Genomic DNA, 19172 nt, shown 5'->3' on the forward strand with positions numbered 1-19172 from the left:
GCGCCATTACTACGCAGTCGAGCTACGTAGAACTACGTAGGTAATGGTTTAGAAGACCTGAGGCAGGCGAACCGCTTACACTCGGTGTCTCGGCATTCGGGTCTCGTTTGACCAAGCGTAGCCCCGCCGTGTCTGCGATACGGCACAGGAGATTGCACGTTGAAGACTCTTTTGAAATCTCTCGCAGGCATGTCGCTTGCTCTCGGCTGTCTTACGACTTCCGCGCAGCGGACGCCCGCGCCCGCGGCGGCGAACGCGCGCTATCTTTACGGCCGTAATCAGCCGGTGAAGGTCTTACGGCACGTTCGCATCATGGACGGTACCGGCGGCCCGGTGCTGCAGGATCAGACGATTGTCATCGACAACGGCACGATCCGCAGCATTGGCGCGGATGCCGCGGCGCCCGCTGGTGCTGAGGTGTTTGACCTTGCCGGGTATACCGTCCTGCCGGGATTGGTGGGGATGCACGATCACATCTACTACCTGCAACGGCCGAACAGCGACGCAGAGGGATCGGAGGCGCCAACGCTGCTGCCTCAGATGACCTTCCGGCGCCGCGCATGTACCTGGCGAATGGTGTGACAACGATCCGTACCGCGGGATCAGTAGAACCCTATGCCGACATTCACCTGCGGAATCTGATCGACACCGGAGCGCTTATTGGTCCGCATGTGGAACCTACGGCGCCCTACCTGCAGGGAGTCAGTAGCATCTTCATGCAGATGCACGTGCTCAGCGGGCCGGAGGATGCGAGGAACTTCGTCAACCAATGGGCTGACGCGGGTGCTACGAACTTCAAGGCTTACATGCACATTACCCGCGCGGAACTTGGGTCGGCCATCCAGGCTGCGCACGCAAGACTCCTGAAGGTGACAGGCCATCTGTGTTCGGTGACCTCCCGAGGCAGCGGAACTGGGGATCGATAACCTGGAGCACGGCTTCTTTGTGAACACGCAGTTAGATCCGGAAAAGAAGGTCGACGAGTGTTCGCGGGAGACTGGTGGTGCAACGCTGGCGAAGATGACACCGGACAGCGCGGAAGCTGCCGCGTTGATCAAGCTGCTGGTGGCAAAGCATGTGGCACTGACCAGCACGCTGCCTGTGTTTGAGGCGAGTTTGGCAGGGAAACCGGCGTTGCGTGCGAAAGCGCTGGCCACCATGCTGCCAGAGGCGCGGGAAGCCTATCTTTTCGCTCGCAATCGTCGCAACACGGCCCCGGATTCTGCAGCATTACAGCGCCTGGCGCAGAATTATCGGAATGCTACGGCGCTCGAGAAGAAGTTCGTCGAAGCGGGCGGTTTCCTGATGGCGGGCCTTGACCCGACAGGGAACGGAGCGACGCTGCCGGGCTTTGGTGATCAGCATGAGGTAGAGCTGCTTGTGACCGACGACGGTTTCACGCCGTTGGAGGCTGTGAAGATTGCGACTTTGAATGGCGCAACGTATCTCGGCAAGGCGGATCACACCGGCTCGGTGCAGGTAGGCAAGGACGCGGACCTGATGATTGTGAAGGGCGATCCTTCCACAACCATCACAGATATCGAGAAGGTTGAGATCGTTCTGAAGGACGGTGTGGCGTGGGATTCCAACAAGCTGCTTGAGTCGGTTCGAGGACGATACGGAGAATACTAAGGCGACCTTCGTGTCAGAAACTCCGCCGTCTGCGTAGAAATACGGATGTTTTTGGTTCACGAAACGTTCATAGTGCTGGTAACCCACCCAAGAGGTTCCCACACCATGAAGAGGTCTGCCTCTATCTTTGGCCGCACAGCGATTGGTTCGTCGCTCGCTGTCCTGTCGTTCGTATCTTCTGCCGCTTACGGTCAGACCTCCACCACAGGGGCGATCCGCGGCATCGTTACGGACGAGCAGGGAGCGGTGGTTGCCGGTGCGGTGGTCACGGCGACATCGAAGGCTACGGCCCAGACGCACCAGACGAAGAGCGATAGCGCGGGGCAGTTCACCATTGGCCTGCTTCCTCCAGAGCTCTACACGCTCAACATCACAGCACCCGGCTTCAAGAAAGCCGAGGAGCCTCCGATCACTGTGGTTGTGACAGAGACCTCGCGAGCCGACGCGAAGCTGGTGGTCGGCAGTGAAAGTGAAACGGTCGAGGTCACAGCGGCACCCGCTCAGTTGCAGGTCGAAAATGCAACGCTGGGCACAGTGGTGGCCGGCGACACGATCCGGGAAGTGCCATTGCCCAATCGAAACTTTACGCAGGTGCTCACAATCTCGGCAGGTGTTTCGGGAGATGTAAACAACGCGGCATCGCTCGGGAAGGGAACGCAGGACGTCTATGTGAATGGCGCCAGCAGTATCAGCAATAACTTTCACATGGACGGGGCGGACATCAACAACTTCGGATCAGGCCGGGCGGGTGACTTTGTTCAGCAAGCCGGCATCGCCATTCCGAATCCCGACACACTGCAGGAGTTCAAGATCCAGACGACGAACTACGATGCGGGTTTCGGCCGCGACGCAGGCGCGAACGTCGATGTGGTCACGAAGACGGGCTCCAATGCTCTTCATGGATCGGTATGGGAGTTCTTTCGCAACGATGTCCTGAATGCGAACGACACGTTTCTGAAGCTGGGTGGGCAAAAGCGCGCTGTGATGAAGCAGAACCAGTTTGGTGGAACGATCGGCGGTCCGATTCACAAGGACAAGATCTTCTTCTTCGGTTCGTATCAGGGCACGCGCCAGGTGAACGGACTGTCTTCCAGTTCGCTTGCCAGCAACACTCTGTTTCCACTCACGGATGATCGCAGTGCTGCGGCGATTGGTGCAGCAGGTTGCGCGAGTGCCAAGCCGTTCAATGGTGGCGTGACCGTTGCCTGTAATGGCAGCAACATCAATCCGGTTGCGCTGAATCTGCTGCGGCAGAAGATTCCGAATGGCACCTACCTGATTCCAACGCCACAACGTCTTTCGACCGTAAGTGGGAACCTCGTGGGTCTGTCTACGTTCAGCATTCCGTCGCACTACAGCGAAGACCAATTCCTGATCAATACGGACTATCTTTTCAGCGCAAAGCACACGTTCTCGCAGCGCTACTTCTATTCGCGCCAGCCCCAAGATCAGCCCTTCAGTAGCACCACGAATACGCCGGGAAATGGCGTTACGCCAAACTTTAATAGTCAGGTGGCCGTTCTGAAGCTGACGTCTGCGCTGAGCTCCCGCTTTCTGAATGAGGCGTTGATCGGCTATATCCGCAGCGTAGGTCGTTTGCAGACACAGGCCAACCTTACTTTCGATCAGATCGGTATGACGGCACCAAGCGACCCGAGCTATCCGCTGACGCCGATCATCTCCACCACGGGCTATTTTGCTCTTGGCGGAGTAAACAACGACGTGTCGTTCTCTGCCGTGAACACCTTTGAGATCAGCGACCAGATATCGTTCAACCGCGGAAAGCAGAGCTTTCGCGCCGGCTTTACGGGCGAGAAGAATCAGTTCAACTTTGACGATCCAAACAACAAGCGCGGCAGTGTGGGCTTCCTTACCTTTCAGGACTTCCTGTTAGGTCAGAGTGCCGCACAGAACGGCAGTGGCTTCAGCAATCTAAGTTCGAGTGCAAGTCAGCAGGGCTCTTACTACAAGGGCTATCGCGGCACTACGATGGCGATGTTCCTGCAAGACGATATCAAGCTGAACAACAAACTGACCTTGAATAGTGGTATCCGTTGGGAGTTGAACAGCGGTGTCAGTGCGAATCATGGTCAGCTGAGCAGCTTCTATCCATCCCTGGTCAACCGCTTTGAGCCGGTTCCGGTTGGTGGCACCTTCACGGGGTTCGTCGTACCGAATAACTACCGACTGACATTGCCGGCGGGAGTCACGCGGTTAGGGAGCACGAGCCTGTCGGACAATGACATTCCTCTCCATAACTTTGGCCCACGCGTTGGCTTCGCCTACCAGGCCGCGCAGAATACCGTCATCCGCGGTGGCTACGGGCTGTTCTACACACTGCCCAATGCGAACTCCGTCCTGCAAACGCTGGGAGGTCAGCCGTTCGTCAGCTCCGCCAGTTTGAGTGGGACGGCGAATGCTGCTGCAACCTTCCAGACACCGTTTACGACCGCGCTTACTCCCGGTGTGTGGCGTCCCAGGTCGACGGCCTACACCCTGACCGTGACCGGCGTCGCAAACAACATCGATAGCCCTCAGGTGCAGCAGTACAACCTTGAGGTGCAGCAACAACTCGTCGGCAAGATGGTTCTCGAGGTCGGGTATGTCGGTACGCGCGGCACACGTCTCTCGGAGTCTCGCGCTCTGAATCGTGCCTTCCTCGCCAGCCCATCCAACCCTATCAATGGTGTGACGACCAACACCCTTGCGAGCGCCAATATTCAGGCGCGGGTGCCTTACCAAGGATTCACGCCGGGTGGTGTCACTCGCATTGAGACCTATGGGTTTTCCAACTACAACAGCCTTCAGGCGATTCTGCGGAAGCAGATGTCGCACGGAGTCTATCTGCAGGCTGCTTATACGTGGAGCAAGGGACTCACGACGGTCACGGGCGGCGACGGCACGAACGGTGTCTTCGCTGGAGGCAGCGGCAACAGCAACGATCCGAATGACCGTTACCAGCGCTGGGGGCCTGCCGGCTTTGATCGCACAAACCGCCTGGTTGTGGTGTACACCTACCAGATCCCTGGTGTGAAGAACAGCGGCACCTTTCTGCGCGGTGCTACCAGCGGATGGAAGATCTCCGGCATCTCAACGTTCCAGTCTGGCAAACCCCTTACCTTCACGGACACGCGGAATGGCACAGCATTCGGGACGGCCAGCCGCGCACAGTTTGCTCCCGGCATGTCCAATAAGGACATCAAGAATGTCAACGGCGGATCGACGCTGGACCGCATCCGCAACAACAACTATCTGAACGCCGGGGCGAGCGTGTTTACCGTCGCGCCCTTCGCACCGAATAGCACGACCGTGACTCCGGGCGCTGCGGTCACGGCGACATCCGTACCGACGCTCTACGGTAACAGCGGGATCGGCGCGGTTCGTGGCCCGGGGAATCAGAACTGGGATATGACGCTGGCCAAGACCGCGAAGGTAGGCGGCCTGCGGGAAGATGCGACGATCGACTTTCGCACGGAGCTGTTCAACGTGTGGAATCACGCGCAATACGCTAACCCAGGCACGGGTGTCGGAACGGCAAGCTATGGGTTGATCAATGCGTCGTCTGTCGCTCCCCGGCTGATCCAGTTCGCGCTGAAGTACCAGTTCTAAGGGCGGTTGGGACCGCGCCATAGCACTGAACAGAGGGGAAGGTGGCTGATCCGCCGAGGTCAGCCATCAAAACCCGCCTCGTGAGCAGGTAGTGGATCTCTGTTCCCATAGGCATTGGTTCGAGCGCATCAAAGGCTTCGAAATCTTTCGGATCAACTGACGCGTTTCTGCGTTCCAGGTTTGCAGTGCGCGCCGCGTGGGTAACCCTCTCCGAAACGTTTTTTAGACCCGTGGGCAGTTGGGAACGGCCACCCTTCTGTGATGCCCATGGACAACAGAGTCGGCCGTCCGAGTGGTCAAACCTACCCTCAGCAGCGATTCAGCCCGCCTTGCCATAGCACCCTCAAATCACTGAGAATGTGTACCTTAGACGTTATCGTCTTTGCATGCACACGTTGTACTGCAAGATGCTATTGACAGACGTCCGGTGGTCCCCTTAATTTCTCCGCGATCCAATTGACAAAAACGTTTCGTCACGAAACCGGCTGACACATGCGGATTCGTTTTTGAGGAGCTTATGAAGGCCAACGCAATTACTCCTGGATCCTGGCTTCGTCGCAGGATGCGGACCTACGCATGTGTCGCCGCATTTCCCATCATGCCGCTTGCCGCTGCTGCCGTACTTCTGTCGCCGGCCCTGCTGCATGCGCAGGCTGCCGGTACCGCTAGCGTTCAGGGAACGGTGAAAGACCCTACGGGCGCTGGAATCCCGAATGCGACAGTTGTCTTTGTCAGTACCGAGACGGGTGCGCGGCGTGAAGTTAAGACTGCCGCTTCCGGCGACTATTCCGTGCCCAACGTGCCGGTGGGCGCCTACACGCTGAGTGTCGCAGCTCCTGGCTTCTCCGGTTTCAAGCAGAGCGGCACGCTTGAGGTGGGCAACAATGCCACCGTGGACGCGCCACTTACGATCGGCAGCGAGACCCAGGTCGTCGAAGTGCAGACTGGCGCGGTTGCGCTGGAGACCGAGACCGTTAATTACAAGCAGGTCGTCGACCAGCAACGCATTAATGAGCTGCCTCTAAATGGACGCCAGGCCACTCAGCTGGTGCTGGTCACCGGCGGCGCTGTCACTGCTCCGAGCGGCGATATGGTTGGATCGAAGAACTATGCGTCCTCGACGGTAATTGCGGTCGCCGGCGGGCAGGGTAATTACAACAACTACGTGCTGGACGGCGGATATCACACGGATAACTTCACCAACGTGAACCTGCCGTATCCCTTCCCGGATGCACTGCGCGAGTTCTCGGTTGAATCGAACTCACTGCCTGCACGCAACGGCCTTCACCCCGGCGCTCTGGTCAATGCAGTTACTGTTTCGGGTTCGAACAAGTGGCATGGCTCCGTCTTTGAGTTCATTCGGAACAACGTCATCAATGCGACGAATTTCTTCTCGGTCAACACGACCACGGGTGCACCAATCCGCGACACGCTGAAGCGCAACCAGTTTGGTGGCACCTTTGGCGGACACCTGATCAAGGACAAGCTCTTCTTCTTCGGCGGCTATCAGGGCACGCGGAATAAGCAGGTTGGTAATGCGACGAACTACTGCCTGCCTACGCCCGCGGAGCTTGCCGGCGACTTCAGCCAGATGGGCGGCGCCTGCGCCAAGAACGCAGCGGACGGCTCGAATCTAGTGAATCCTTCCAATGGCGCAAGGATCAACACGACAGCGGGAACAGCGGGTTACCGTAGGGTTGATCCGGCAACTTACTCGGCACAGTCGCTGGCTTTTGTGAAGTATCTGCCGCTTGCGCAGGCAGATCAGTACGGCCTGGCGAGTGTGGCTCTCCCAGCCAACAATAAGGAAGATCAGTATATTGGCCGCGTGGACTGGAATATTTCGCAGCGTCACACCTTTTACACGCGTTACTACATCACGAACTACAACGCGCCGTCCTACTACTCGCCGACGAATATTCTTTTGACGACGACTGCGGGCAATGATGAGCGCGTGCAGACCGCTACGATCGGTGACATCTTCAATATCTCGCCGAACATGGTGAACACGTTCCACGCGACGTGGGCTCGCCGCCGTAACAATCGCGGGCCGACAGCGGGCGGCATCAACGCGACCACGCTGGGCGTGAACGTGTATGCGTATGTGCCGGTAGACTTCCGCCTGTCCGTCACCAACGGCCCGTCCGCCGGTTGCGGTACGTGCTCGCCGGGCTTCTTCAACAGCAACAGTGAGGACTTTGCCGATGACATCGACTATCAGCACGGCAAGCATTCGTTTGCCTTCGGCGCAGAGTATATCCGCGCGGCGGATAACACGAATGCCGGCTACCTGCAGAACGGTCAGTACACCTTCAACGGCCAGCTCTCGGGCGTAAACAACAGGAATGTTGGTGAGGGCATGATCGACTTCCTCACCGGTCGTATGCAGAGCTTTGGTCAGAGCCGGTCGCAACAGACATCGTTCCGCGAGAACATCTTCTCCGGTTACGCGCAGGACACGTGGCACGCTACCAGCATCATGACCATCACTTACGGCCTTCGCTATGAGCCGATGCTGTTCCAGGCGGACCGATTCGGCCGCGGCAGCACCTTCGATCAGGCGGCCTTCAACAGCAACACGCACTCGGTCATCTATCCCAATGCGCCTGCCGGCACGCTGTATCCCGGCGATCCTGGCGTTCCCAAGAACCTGACGAACAACCGCCTGAATAACGTGTCACCGCGTGTGGGTATTGCGATCAATCCTCATCCGACGACAGTCTTCCGCGCAGGTGGAGCCGTGATGTACGACAGCCCGGCCCTGTACCTGAATCAGCGGCAGATCACCAATGCGCCGTTCACCAATGAGATCGGTATCACGGGAAATCTTTCCTTTGCCAATCCTTACAATGGCTATGCTGGTGGCAGTCCCTTCCCAGGTGTCTTTCCGCCGGATAAGACATCGGTTTTCCCCACGCAAAGCGCGTACGTCATCATGAAGCGTGACGCTCGTACCCCGGCCATCTATCAGTGGACGGCGAGCCTGCAGCAGGAACTGGGCAAGGGCTGGACGTTCTCAGCTAACTACCTAGGCAATCGGAATATTCACCAGTACATGGGTGTCTATCCAAACCGGGCCACTTACATTCCTGGCAACTCGACGGGTGCTGCCGGATCGTGCGGAGGACTGACTGGAGCAAACTTGCCTGCTGCTGGCTCGGCCTGCTCTACGACGGCATCAGCCAATGCGAACGCGCGTACGCCGCTATCGCTTGCTAACCCGGCGCAGGGTGTTTACTACACACCCACGTTTACGGTCATCGATGATCACGGGTACTCGAACTACAACGGCGGTATCTTTACCGTGCAGCACCGCCGGGGGAACTTCAACTTCCTGGCGAATTACACGTGGTCCAAGTGCCTGGACCTGGTCGATAATCAGGGCGACATTGCGCAATCGTTTCTGCAGAACACCGCAAACCCACGCGGCGATTATGGTGCATGCGGTTTCGACGTGCGTCATATCGCCAACATCACCTTTGTTACCGAGAGCAAGTTCACCAGCCTGCACGGTATTACCGGCGCCCTCGTAAACGGATGGCAGATTGCTCCGTTAATCCGTATGACCAGCGGTTTGCCGATCAATGTCACCACGGGGTCGGACGTTTCGCTGACTGCCCAGGGTCAGGATCGCCCTAACCTTGTGGTGGGTGTTCCCCTTCGCACAAACGTGAAGGTGACCAGTCTTGCTGCGGGAGGTAACCGTTTCTTCTTCAACAAGGCAGCGTTCACCGCAGCTCCGACCGGTACGTTCGGGAACCTGCCACGTAACTTTCTCCGGACTCCGGGGCAATACAACGTGGACGTCTCCGTCAGTCGTAACTTCAGTGTGTATGAGCAGTTAAAGTTCCAGATCCGTCTGGAGAGCTTCAACGTTCTTAACCACCCAAACTTTACGCAGACTGGCTTCACGACCTCGAATCCCAGCAGTTCCACCTTCGGTTTTGCGAATGCAGCCGGCGACCCACGCATCTTCCAGGCGGCTGGTCGTTTCACCTTCTAACCTCACATGAGACGACGGCGCGGGCCCAGGCCCGCGCCGTCGTTGTCCGCACATAGAAATACTTCGTCCCCGTAATCTAAAAGCCAAGCAGGGATTGACTATCCTCCTGCTGATTGAATCTGGAGCTAGAACATGAGTGAAACAACCCGCCGCGGCTTTATCAAGCAGGCCGGTATCGTTGCTGCCGCCGCCACTGTCTGGGATGCGAAAAGCTACGCCGCGATTGTTGGTGCGAATGACCGTGTGCGTACCGCCGTGATTGGAGCGGGCGATCGCATGCGCTCGGCGCTCATCCCTTCGTTTCTGCAGCACTCGAAAGAGATGAACTTCGAGTTTGTCGCGGTCTCTGACATCTGGAACAAGCGTCGGGATGAAGGCGCTGCGTTCGTCAGCAAAAAGATGGGCGGCGGCAAGGTCGACGCGGTGCGGAACAATGACGAACTCTATGCACGTAAAGATGTCGATGCAGTCCTGATCGCGACTGCCGACTTCCAGCACGCGATGCACGGCGTGGAAGCGGTGAATCATGGCCGCGATGCGTATGTTGAGAAGCCAATGGCGCACACCATGGGCGATGCTCGCGCAATCCGCGACGCCGTTCACAAGTCCGGCAAGATTGTGCAGATCGGTACGCAGCGCCGCTCCACACCGTCTTACCAACGCGCCTTCGATTACATTCGGTCCGGTGAGTTCGGCGACATCGTGAATGTCGAGATGACGTGGAACGTAAATCAGCCTGGCCGCTGGCGCCGCCCGGATGTTGTGCCGCTTCTGAAGGAAGCGGATACGGACTGGAAGCGCTATCTGGGCAACCACCCGTACCAGCCCTTTGACGCTCGCAAGTATCTTGAGTTTCGCCTCTTCTGGCCGTTCTCCTCTGGCATTCCGGATCAGTGGCTCGTCCACCAGATCGACACGGTGCACTGGTTCACCGGATATCCGCGGCCGCGCTCGGTCGTTGCAAACGGCGGCATCTATGCCTGGCATGATGGCCGTAGTAATTGGGATACGCTCACCGCCGTCTTTGACTATGGCCCGCTCGATGACATGAGCAAGGGCTTCCAGGTGATCTATTCGTCGCGGCAGACCAATGAGGCTGGCGGCGTGAAGGAGATCTATCGTTCCGTTGGCGGCTCGCTCGACATGGACAAGCAGATCGTCACGAACGAGGGTGGTCTGACTGCCAAGTACGCTGCCGAGATGAAGATGCAGCCGCGGCAGTTGAAGACGTTTTCACTTGGTGATGTTGAGAAGGTCTCGAACGATGCCAATACTGGCGCCGATCCCCAGACGAGCGCGAACATGCGCAACTGGATGGAGTGCGTCCGTAACCGCAAGACACCGAATGCGAGTGTGGACGCGGGTTATAGCCACTCGGTAGCCCTCTGCATGTGCATTGCTGCGATGCAGACCGGTGCCAAGGTGACGTTCGACGACAAGGCGCAGCAGGTCGTCGCTGGAGGCAAGCTTGTCGGGTAAGCGAATCGCTCTTTCTGCGGTTGCCGTGGGCGCACTGGCGCTCGCGGCACACGCGCAGGTTACGGTGACACCGCATGAGGCAGACCACCGCATCGATGTCACGGTCGATGGTCACCCCTTCACCAGCTACATGTGGCCGACGAGCCTCGATAAGCCAGTGCTCTATCCGCTGGTTGCGCCGGATGGCACCACGGTCACTCGCGGCTTTCCTTTGGAGCCGCGGCCAGGGGAGCGTGTCGACCATCCGCATCACGCGGGCGTCTGGTTCAACTATGGCAACGTGAATGGCTTCGACTTCTGGAATAATTCCAGTGCGATTCCTGCGGCCCAGAAGCCGAAGATGGGCTCTATCCACCACACACGGATCGTCTCAACGAAATCCGGTAAGCAAGAGGGCGAGATCGTAACGGAGTCAATCTGGACCGACGGAACCGGGACGGATCAGCTCAAAGAACTGACCCGCTACGTCTTTCGCGCAGAGAATGGCACGCGGACCATCGATCGTATCGCCACACTGACCGCGCTGAAGCCCGTGACCTTTAAGGATGACAAAGAAGGTCTGCTCGGGATGCGCGTGGCACACTTCCTGGAGTCACCGACGGAGAAGGGCGGCACATTCAATGATGCGTCCGGCCGTCCGACGAAGGTTGAGACTGCAGACACCAGCGGAGCAACGGGCGTCTACCGTACCTCCGCGGGTATCAGCGGCGACAAGGTTTGGAGCACACGCGGTGCTTGGTGTGCGCTCACCGGGACAAGTCCCGAAGGCAAGACAGAGACGGTCGTGATCCTCGATAACCCGGTCAATCCTGGATTTCCGACGTACTGGCATGCCCGCGGCTACGGTTTGTTCGCCGCGAATCCGTTGGGCGACCATGTCTTCGACCCAAAGGCACCCGAGCACAACTTCACCATTGCGCAGGGACAGTCCGCAACGTTTCGCTACCGCATCCTGCTGCATTCCAGCGCGATGACTCCGCAGCAGCTTGATGCGGCGGAAGCAGCGTTCGCGAAGGTAAAGTAAGGGCAAGGATCTTTCACCAGATATCCCCACAGAAGCGATTGTCATGAACAGGCAATCGCTTCGAATCTTTTGCGCAGAGGTTTGAAGCTCAGTATGGGAAACAGGAAGTAGTTCCGCACGTCGTTGCTCAGGGTCGCGGTAGTAGGATGTGTCGCTTCGGTTGCCGGCGCGCAACAGGCTGCACCAGCGATCACCCTGCAGGTGCGCGACTACCTGACACTTCCATCGGCGGAGAAGCTTGATCCTACGACGCAGCAGCAGGGAGAGATCTCTCGCGTGAACTTTCTGCGGGAGGAGCCGGGGCCGGACCGGGGACGCGTGTTCCTGAGCAATCTGAACGGGCCGCTATACATCCTGGACAAGAAGACCAAGGAATTGACGACGTATCTTGACTTCAATGGCCGCGATGGTCGGAAGGGCATCTTCCATCGCCTGAACTTTGCGACCGGCTACCAGAGTGGTTTGATCACGGTTCAGTTCGACCCGGACTACCGGCACAACGGCAAGTTCTACACCATTCACATGGAAGACCCGAAGGTTACTGCGTCTGCCGTGCCGGACAATGCAAGCGTTCCGCGGTTGAACGTCACTGGCTATGAGACGACGGCGCCTGTGCGTACCTCGGGGCCAGCAGAGCGTGAGTGCGTGCTGATTGAGTGGACGGATACCAATACGGCTGACAAGACATTTCAGGGCACGGCGCGCGAGGTTTTGCGCATACCTTATCTCGGCCACATCCACCCGATGGGCGATATCACCTTCGACCCCACGGCGCGCAAGGGCAGTCCAGAGTGGCACGTGATGTACGTGTCGAGCGGTGATGGTGGTTCGGGCGAGACCCTGAAGCCCATTACGCGGAACAACCCGCAGCGGCTGGACACGATGGTGGGCAAGATCCTGCGGATCATCCCGGATTTGTCGGAACATACCAAGACAAGCAAGGTAAGTCCGAATGGGCGGTACCGCATTCCGGATGACAATCCTTTTGTGAATACCGCTGGCGCCTATGGTGAGATCTGGGCATACGGCCTGCGCAATCCGCACCGGTTGACCTGGTATGTCGACCCGCATGGAAAGAAGCCGTACCTGATCGTCAACGTGATCGGTCTGGCTACGTGGGAGACGGTCGACATCATCCACAAGGGCGCAAACTACGGCTACTCCGAGCGTGAGGGAAATGAACACCTGAAGGCGAACAACCGGACGGAGGCTCTGCCCGCGGATGACCGTATCCCGGTGCGCATTGGTGACGAGCCAGGGACGGAGATGGTCAAGCCGACGTATCCTGTGCTGCTTTACCCGCACAAGGACGGTGGCGGCGATGCGATCTCCAGCGGCTTCGTCTATGAGGGTAAGATCGCTGCGCTCAAGGACAAGTTCCTCTTCGGCGACATCACCACCGGGCGCATCTGGTGGGCGGACATCCACGAGATGATCGCGGCGGACGACGGTAATCCTGCCACCATGGCGACGATGCATCCGGTGCAGATCGAATACACTGACCCGCAGGGCAAGACGGAGACCTATCCGAACCTTGCGCCGATCGTGACGGCTGCCTATCACGCGCGCGGTGGCGTCGCGCCATATATGCCCGGCTATGGAACGCCCGTAGGCAAGGGACGAGCGGACATTCGCCTGGTGATGGACAATGCGCAGAACATCTACATCATCAGCAAGAGCGACGGCATGCTGCGCACCGTGACGGGTGTAACGGCGAAGTGAACTATTCCACCGCAGTGGGGCGATAGCTGCTGCCCCATTGCGATGGATGTGCGCCCATGACGAAGCGAAGCGTGCCGCCAGCCTGAATCTGCTCCCATGTAAGGACCGGCTTATCCAGAGGCTTCTCGTTAAGAGAGGCCGACTGGATATACACGTTGGTCTTTGAGTTGTTCTGAGCTGTGACGGTGAAGGTCTTGCCGTTGGCCAGCTTCAGGCTCATGCGCGGATAGATTGGCGAGCCAATCATGTATTCGCCGCTGGCCGGGTTTACGGGATAGAAGCCGAACGACGTGAAGAGCAGCCATGCGGACATCTGCCCACAATCGTCATCGCCATCCAGTCCGCCGGGGCCGCTGCCGTATTCTTTCGCAGCAATCTCACGCACCCGGGCTTGTGTCTTCCATGGTTGTCCTGCGAAGTCGTACAGGTAGCCGTAGTGGTGGCTGGGCTCGTTCTTGTGGACGTTGTGACCTTCAGCGAAGTGCTTGTCCAGTTGTGCTGCGTACTTGTCTGCGCCGCCGATCAGCTGCATCAGGCCTGCCTGGTCGTGGAACATGCTGTAGGTGTAGACCCACGCATCACCCTCTGTCCAGCCGGAGACGGCGCGGTTCTCGTTCGTGTCGTCGGTGCCACCAATGGGAGCCCACTTGCCATCGCTGGTACGGCCGTTCATCAGCGAGAGCTTCGAGTTGAAGAGGTTGCGACCGTTCAGTGAGCGATGCAGGAAGAATTTGTAATCGTCCGTTCTGCCGAGCGCCTGCGCTACCTGCGCCACACACCAGTCGTCGTAGCTGTCCTCCAGCGTGCGGCTGGCAGCTTCATCGGTCTTGTCCGTCGGAATGTATCCGAGGCTCTTGTAGTAGGTGAGGCCGGCGCGCGCCTCGTAGGGCGTGTGCTCCTCACGGTCCAGCCAGCGGCGCGTGGTGTCGCCGTCGGGTGGGGACATCGCGTCTTTGTAGACGGCCTTCCATGCCAGTTCACGGTCGAAGCCATGAAAGCCTTTGCGGATGGCTTCTGCGACGAGCGAATCCGCGTGCGTGCCGATCATGATGTTGGTGTAGCCGGGGTTCGGCCACTTCGGCATCCAGCCGCCTTCTTTAAAGTTCTGAAGTAGAGCGGTGATCATGCCGTCGACGCGTTCGGGGGCCATCAGCGTGATCAGGCTGTTCTCGGCTCGGAAGGTATCCCAGATGGAGTAGGCCGTGTAGCTCTCGCCGGTGTGCATCGTGTCGTCGAAGGCGCTGTAGTAGCGGCCGTACTCCGAGAACTCACGCGGATAAAGCATCGCGTGATAGAGCGCGGTGTAGAGCTTCGCCTTCTCACTGTTGCTCGCGCTTACCTGCAGGCGTTGCAGTTTGTCATTCCACTGAGCGCGGAGTTTACGCTGCGCTGCGGTGAAGTCCCACGTTGGGATTTCGTGCTGCAGGTTCTCGCGCGCCTGATCGATGCTGAGAAACGAGGTACCGACGCGCATCTCGACGTCTGCACCGGGAGTGAACTCGACGTAGGCGCCACGGTAGGCGTTGGCATCGTTCATGCCGTAGGTGTTGCCGGCTCGCGGCAGCTCACGGAACTGCACGACGAAGTATCCCTTGAAGGACGGTAACGCTGCTGCGCCTTTGTCCGGACCCAGGTGCGCATCCATGCGGTGCGGGTTGTAGCCGGTGATCTCACGCCGCTTCAGGTCGACATTGGCAAAGCCGTTGATGCCGGGGCGTGAGGCTTCGACGAGGATGCGTGCATCGCCCGTCTTCGGAAAGCGGTAACGCATGAGTGCTGCGCGGTCGCTGCCCGTCATCTCCGCACGCAGGCCATCGGCGAGCGTTACGGCGTAGTAGTCGGGACGAGCGGTCTCGTCTTCATGGCGGAAGGCGACGGCGCGATCTTCCGGCTTCGTGCGCAGGGCGCCAGACTGCGGGACGATGGTGACATAACCGTAATCGCCCATCCAGATGGCGGGCTGGTGTGTGCCGATGAAGCCGCTGATGATCTTGTCGTCGTAGTTGTACGACGTGATGCTGATCTTGTTCTGGCGCGTCTGCGCAACCCAGCTCGTCATGCCGAAGGGCGCCGTGACGAAGGGCATGGTGCCGCCATACCCGATAGAACTCTTTTGGGTGCCAACGAGAGGGTTCACGTACGAGACGGCATCGCGTGGTGGCGCAGCGGCAGCGACAACGTTACGCGCGCCAAGCGTGAGCAGCATCAGGCAGAACAACCTCTTCATCAACGGAGCGACCTCGTACTTAGAACTGCGCCCTGTTTCGCACCGCGTTCACTATCGTCACGGGGCGAAACAGGGCAGCGGAACTATCTTACGGTTGATGCTGTGCGGATGGCTTGCCAGCGCTCTTCGCGCCGGGCTCCAACAGCTCTTCCTTGCACGTTGGCGGAGCGCTGACAGGGTTGCAGCGGACAGGCATGCCATCAGGGAAGCCGACGGAATAGCCACTCCAGACCGATGGTTCGGAGAGCGGGTAATCCGTGCTGATCATCGTTGCGCCACTGCTCAGTGCTTCATCGCGGCGGGTGGTGTTGTTATCGCGCGCAGCCACGGTGCCTTCGTCTGTGCGTGTGCGGACGATGAATCCCTGCTTGATAACGGAATCGATCTCTGCCTGCGTGCCGCCGTTCATCTCAACGAAGGCTGCGTCGTCTTCGGTCGGAATGGCATGCGTGAACAGTACGCGTCCCTTGAGGTTTGGGTGCCCTACAAGGTAGACGGGGCTCGCGTTGCGCTGATCCATCAGGAAGATCACCTTGCCGCGCGACTCGGCCAGCGTGGGCCAGTTGCCCGCCATCACGGCTTCGCGCAGCGTCTTGTACGAGCCACGAACCTGGTCGGGAAGGATCATCTCCTTGTCGGAGAAGACAGAGCGGATTTCTTTGTCCAGCGCGTCGAACTCGGTTGCCGTCCATGCCGGAACATCCACGCCACCCGGCATGTTGCTCTTGCCGCTCTTGTTTTCAATCAGCAGAAAGAGTGGCACATGGTTCGGGTGCGCCTTCGACCAGTCACGGACCTGCTTCAGGCACTCTTTGAACAACGGGCACGACGAGCGCTGGTTCAGGTCCTGGACGTGGATGACCTTGATACCGGGCTTCTCCATCTCGTGCTTCGGATCGAAATACGGATCTTCGGGAAGGCCCTTATCCTTGGTCAGCTTAATGATGCTGGGGTGTGCGAAGCGACCGCCCTGCGGATCCGGGAATACGTCGATCTCAAGCTGACGCACGCCACCGTCGAGTTGACTGGCAAGCGACTTATGCGCGTACTCGAGAGAGGCGTATGACTTCGGTTTGACCGACTTCAGATACGCGGCTTCGCTGGGCGCAAAGCCCAGGTTGTAGCTGTTGTGCGATCCAATGACCTGAATCTGGTTCAGCTTCAGGGTCTTATCCTGCTTTGCTGCGTCCTGCCTGCTCTGCGCGGGTGACATTGCAGCTACTGCCATGAGTGCAATTGCGAATCGCTTCACGAACTGTCCTTCTATTACAGATTAAAGAGCCTGGAGTAGCCTGAGCCGCTCCTGGCGCTAGTGTGCACGGCCAAGATTAAAAGATGAGTGTGAACGGAAGGAAGCCCTGGCGCCAAAAAAGCCCCGAGGAGTCGGGGCTTTCTGGCGTTGATGGGCTTGTCCAAGTTACCAGGCGAGCTTGGAGGGGAAGAACTCCGCGAAGAGGTCGTCATAGTACGGCTTCAGCTCAGCCAGGTTTGGCTTGGTATTGCCCTTGGAGTAGAGATCGTACGGGTTGAAGCGAAGTACGGAGGGCAGCATGGCGCGATCCTGTTCGTTGCACAGGTGGTCGTACGCTCCATGGCGGTGCCATGCGTAGAACGAGTGGTAGCGCAGCATGTACAGCGCTTCCATCGGCAGGTGATTCTTCATCACTTCGTAGATGTAGCCGTCGTGACCGAAGCTCATCTTGACCTTGTCCAGGCCGCAGTTTGGCTCGTAGATGCCGTACTTGGTCTGGAAGACCGGGTTGTTGAAGTCGGGGTTCGCCTTGAAGTATTCCGGGAAGACGACCTGGTCCGAGTAGGCGCAGCCGGTTGGGAAGGTATCGCCCACAACGCCCCACTGCGGTTCGCCGTACAGGCAAAGGCACTTGCCGAGATCATGCACGAAGCCGGTTGCAACCATCCAGCGCGGCTCGTTGTTGGCGCGCATCGCCTCCGAGGTCTGTAGCAGGTGCTCCATTTGCGTCAGGTCGGTATCAGGATCGCTGTCATCAACGAGGGTGTTCAGGAACTCCGCTGCTTCCCAAATGCTCTTCTCGCCACGCGTCAGCCCGAAGTACTCCTTCTCCTTACCCAGAACGTACTCATGGGTCTGGTGAAGGTGATTCAGGCGATAGAACTCAGCGACGCCGGGATTTGCCTCTGCGTCGTACTGACGGAACTCCGTCTCGGTCTTGCCTTCCTTGTAACGGCCTTCCAGAAACTCATCCCACTCATCCATGTCTCCGAGGGGATTGTGCGACGAGGGTGTTGCGACGGCTGTGCTCATGGGACGACTCCTTGGGGCCACAGGGAGTCGTACCCTCCGAGGGCTTAGTTAGCGGTAACTATACGCACGCCGCAGGACCATGCGCAAGGGGCTTTGCAGAAAGATTTTCGGGGCCGACGGCTAGGGGGAAACGGTGGATTCCCGCTGCACGAGCCGAGGTTCCAGCAGGATGCTGCTCGCCTCCAGTTCGGGGTCTTCCGCCAGCCGAACGGCGAGTTCGCCGGCTATTGCGCCGAGTTGCTCGGTGTCGTGGTCGATGGAGCTGAGCGGGGTCTTCAGGTAGGTGGCGTACCGCATGTTGCCGCAGCCGACAAATGCAATGTCCTGCGGGATGCGCAGGCCAGCCTCCCGCGCGGCTTCCATGGCGCCAATGGCGGTGAGGTCGTTGTAGCAGAAGACGGCGTCCGGCCTGGGCTGGGCGTTCAGGAGCTGCTGCATGGCCGTATGGCCCTGGCTGTCACCGGTCTCTTCAAAGCGTTCCAGCGTCAGGACGATCTCTTCGTCGACGGGCATGCCGTTGCTGGCCAGGGTGTCGCGGTAGCCGCGCATGCGCTCTAAGGATGGGCTCATGTCGCTGCCGCCGATGTGAGCGATGCGGTGTTTGCCGATGTCGACGAGGTGCTGGGTGGCAATGCAGCCGGCCTTGTAGTCGTTCGATCCCACGAAGTGCGCTGCCAGGTAAGGGAAGTTGCGGTCCACCAGCAGGTAGGGCGTCCGTTCATCGCCCAGTTCATAAAAACTCCTGAGTTTGGGCTGGCAGGAGGCGATCAGCAGCACATCAACGCCACGGCTGAGCAGCGTGCGGATCTCCTGTTGCTCGATCTCCGGTCTCTCCTCCGACGATGCGATCAGTAGCGCGCGCTGGCTGGCGCGGAGGACGGCGGAGAGGGACTTGGCAAACTCCGCGAAGAACGGGTGAACCAGATCCGGCACAACCAGGCCCACCGTAAAGGTCTTGCCGCTGGCAAGGCCGCGCGCCAGCATGTTGGGCTGGTACTTCAGCTCAGCCATCCGCTTCAGAACGCGCGCGCGCGTCTTCTCGCTGATATCGGTGTTGCCGCGCAGCACCTTGGACACCGTGACGGTGGAGACGTTCAGATCGCGCGCAATATCTTTAAGCCGGACGGCCAAGTGCTCTCCTGGAACGAGTGCTGTGGCTCCAGTCTAGCGCCCGGCGCGCGCGATTTGAACG

Annotated in this window: 12 protein-coding genes; 8 read left to right on the forward strand and 4 right to left on the reverse strand. The window is 58.9% G+C overall.

Translation table 11 applies throughout. The annotated features are described in order from the left end of the window. Positions 1-159 precede the first annotated feature (159 nt). The 8 genes from TERRO_RS23580 (at position 160) to TERRO_RS05775 (ending at position 13469) form a co-directional block, all read left to right on the forward strand. A complete protein-coding gene (locus TERRO_RS23580; RefSeq protein ID WP_245536222.1) occupies positions 160-582 on the forward strand; it encodes a hypothetical protein in 423 nt (140 codons plus the stop codon). Further along, the gene (locus TERRO_RS23585) at positions 579-926 is read left to right on the forward strand and encodes an amidohydrolase family protein (RefSeq protein WP_245536223.1); all 348 of its coding nucleotides are present in this window, start codon (positions 579-581) and stop codon (positions 924-926) included. The genes TERRO_RS23580 and TERRO_RS23585 overlap by 4 nt, the downstream gene beginning before the upstream one ends. 19 nt (positions 927-945) lie before the next feature. Beyond that, complete coding sequence (locus TERRO_RS23590) at positions 946-1632, forward strand: amidohydrolase family protein (RefSeq protein ID WP_245536224.1); 687 nt, start codon at positions 946-948, stop codon at positions 1630-1632. 105 nt (positions 1633-1737) lie between these two features. Then, on the forward strand, positions 1738-5241 hold the full coding sequence (locus TERRO_RS05755) for a carboxypeptidase-like regulatory domain-containing protein (protein WP_014785054.1): 3504 nt from the start codon (positions 1738-1740) through the stop codon (positions 5239-5241). Between the two features lie 517 nt (positions 5242-5758). Continuing rightward, on the forward strand, positions 5759-9244 hold the full coding sequence (locus tag TERRO_RS05760) for a carboxypeptidase-like regulatory domain-containing protein (protein WP_014785055.1): 3486 nt from the start codon (positions 5759-5761) through the stop codon (positions 9242-9244). Positions 9245-9376: 132 nt separating this feature from the next. Next, positions 9377-10723, forward strand: a complete 1347-nt coding sequence (locus tag TERRO_RS05765) for a Gfo/Idh/MocA family protein (RefSeq protein ID WP_014785056.1) — start codon at positions 9377-9379, stop codon at positions 10721-10723. Continuing rightward, positions 10713-11747: a DUF6807 domain-containing protein gene (locus TERRO_RS05770; RefSeq protein ID WP_014785057.1), complete on the forward strand. Its 1035-nt coding sequence runs from the start codon at positions 10713-10715 to the stop codon at positions 11745-11747. The genes TERRO_RS05765 and TERRO_RS05770 overlap by 11 nt, the downstream gene beginning before the upstream one ends. Before the next feature lie 123 nt (positions 11748-11870). Continuing rightward, complete coding sequence (locus tag TERRO_RS05775; RefSeq protein WP_014785058.1) at positions 11871-13469, forward strand: PQQ-dependent sugar dehydrogenase; 1599 nt, start codon at positions 11871-11873, stop codon at positions 13467-13469. A 1-nt stretch (position 13470) separates the two neighbouring features. On the opposite strand, the gene TERRO_RS05780 is transcribed toward TERRO_RS05775, so the two are convergent. The 4 genes from TERRO_RS05780 to TERRO_RS05795 all read right to left on the reverse strand — a co-directional run bounded on the left by TERRO_RS05780 (position 13471) and on the right by TERRO_RS05795 (position 19111). Beyond that, positions 13471-15696: a GH92 family glycosyl hydrolase gene (locus tag TERRO_RS05780; protein WP_014785059.1), complete on the reverse strand. Its 2226-nt coding sequence runs from the start codon at positions 15694-15696 to the stop codon at positions 13471-13473. A gap of 88 nt (positions 15697-15784) precedes the next feature. Continuing rightward, on the reverse strand, positions 15785-16948 hold the full coding sequence (locus tag TERRO_RS05785; protein ID WP_014785060.1) for a phosphatidylinositol-specific phospholipase C1-like protein: 1164 nt from the start codon (positions 16946-16948) through the stop codon (positions 15785-15787). Between the two features lie 165 nt (positions 16949-17113). Continuing rightward, positions 17114-17980 (reverse strand): inositol oxygenase family protein, encoded by an 867-nt coding sequence (locus TERRO_RS05790; protein ID WP_014785061.1) that lies wholly within the window; start codon positions 17978-17980, stop codon positions 17114-17116. 120 nt (positions 17981-18100) lie between these two features. Beyond that, positions 18101-19111 carry a LacI family DNA-binding transcriptional regulator gene (locus tag TERRO_RS05795; protein WP_014785062.1) on the reverse strand — a complete coding sequence of 337 codons (1011 nt, stop codon included), beginning with the start codon at positions 19109-19111 and terminating at the stop codon, positions 18101-18103. Positions 19112-19172 lie beyond the last annotated feature (61 nt).

It is taken from the genome of Terriglobus roseus DSM 18391 (assembly GCF_000265425.1).
Lineage (GTDB): Bacteria > Acidobacteriota > Terriglobia > Terriglobales > Acidobacteriaceae > Terriglobus > Terriglobus roseus.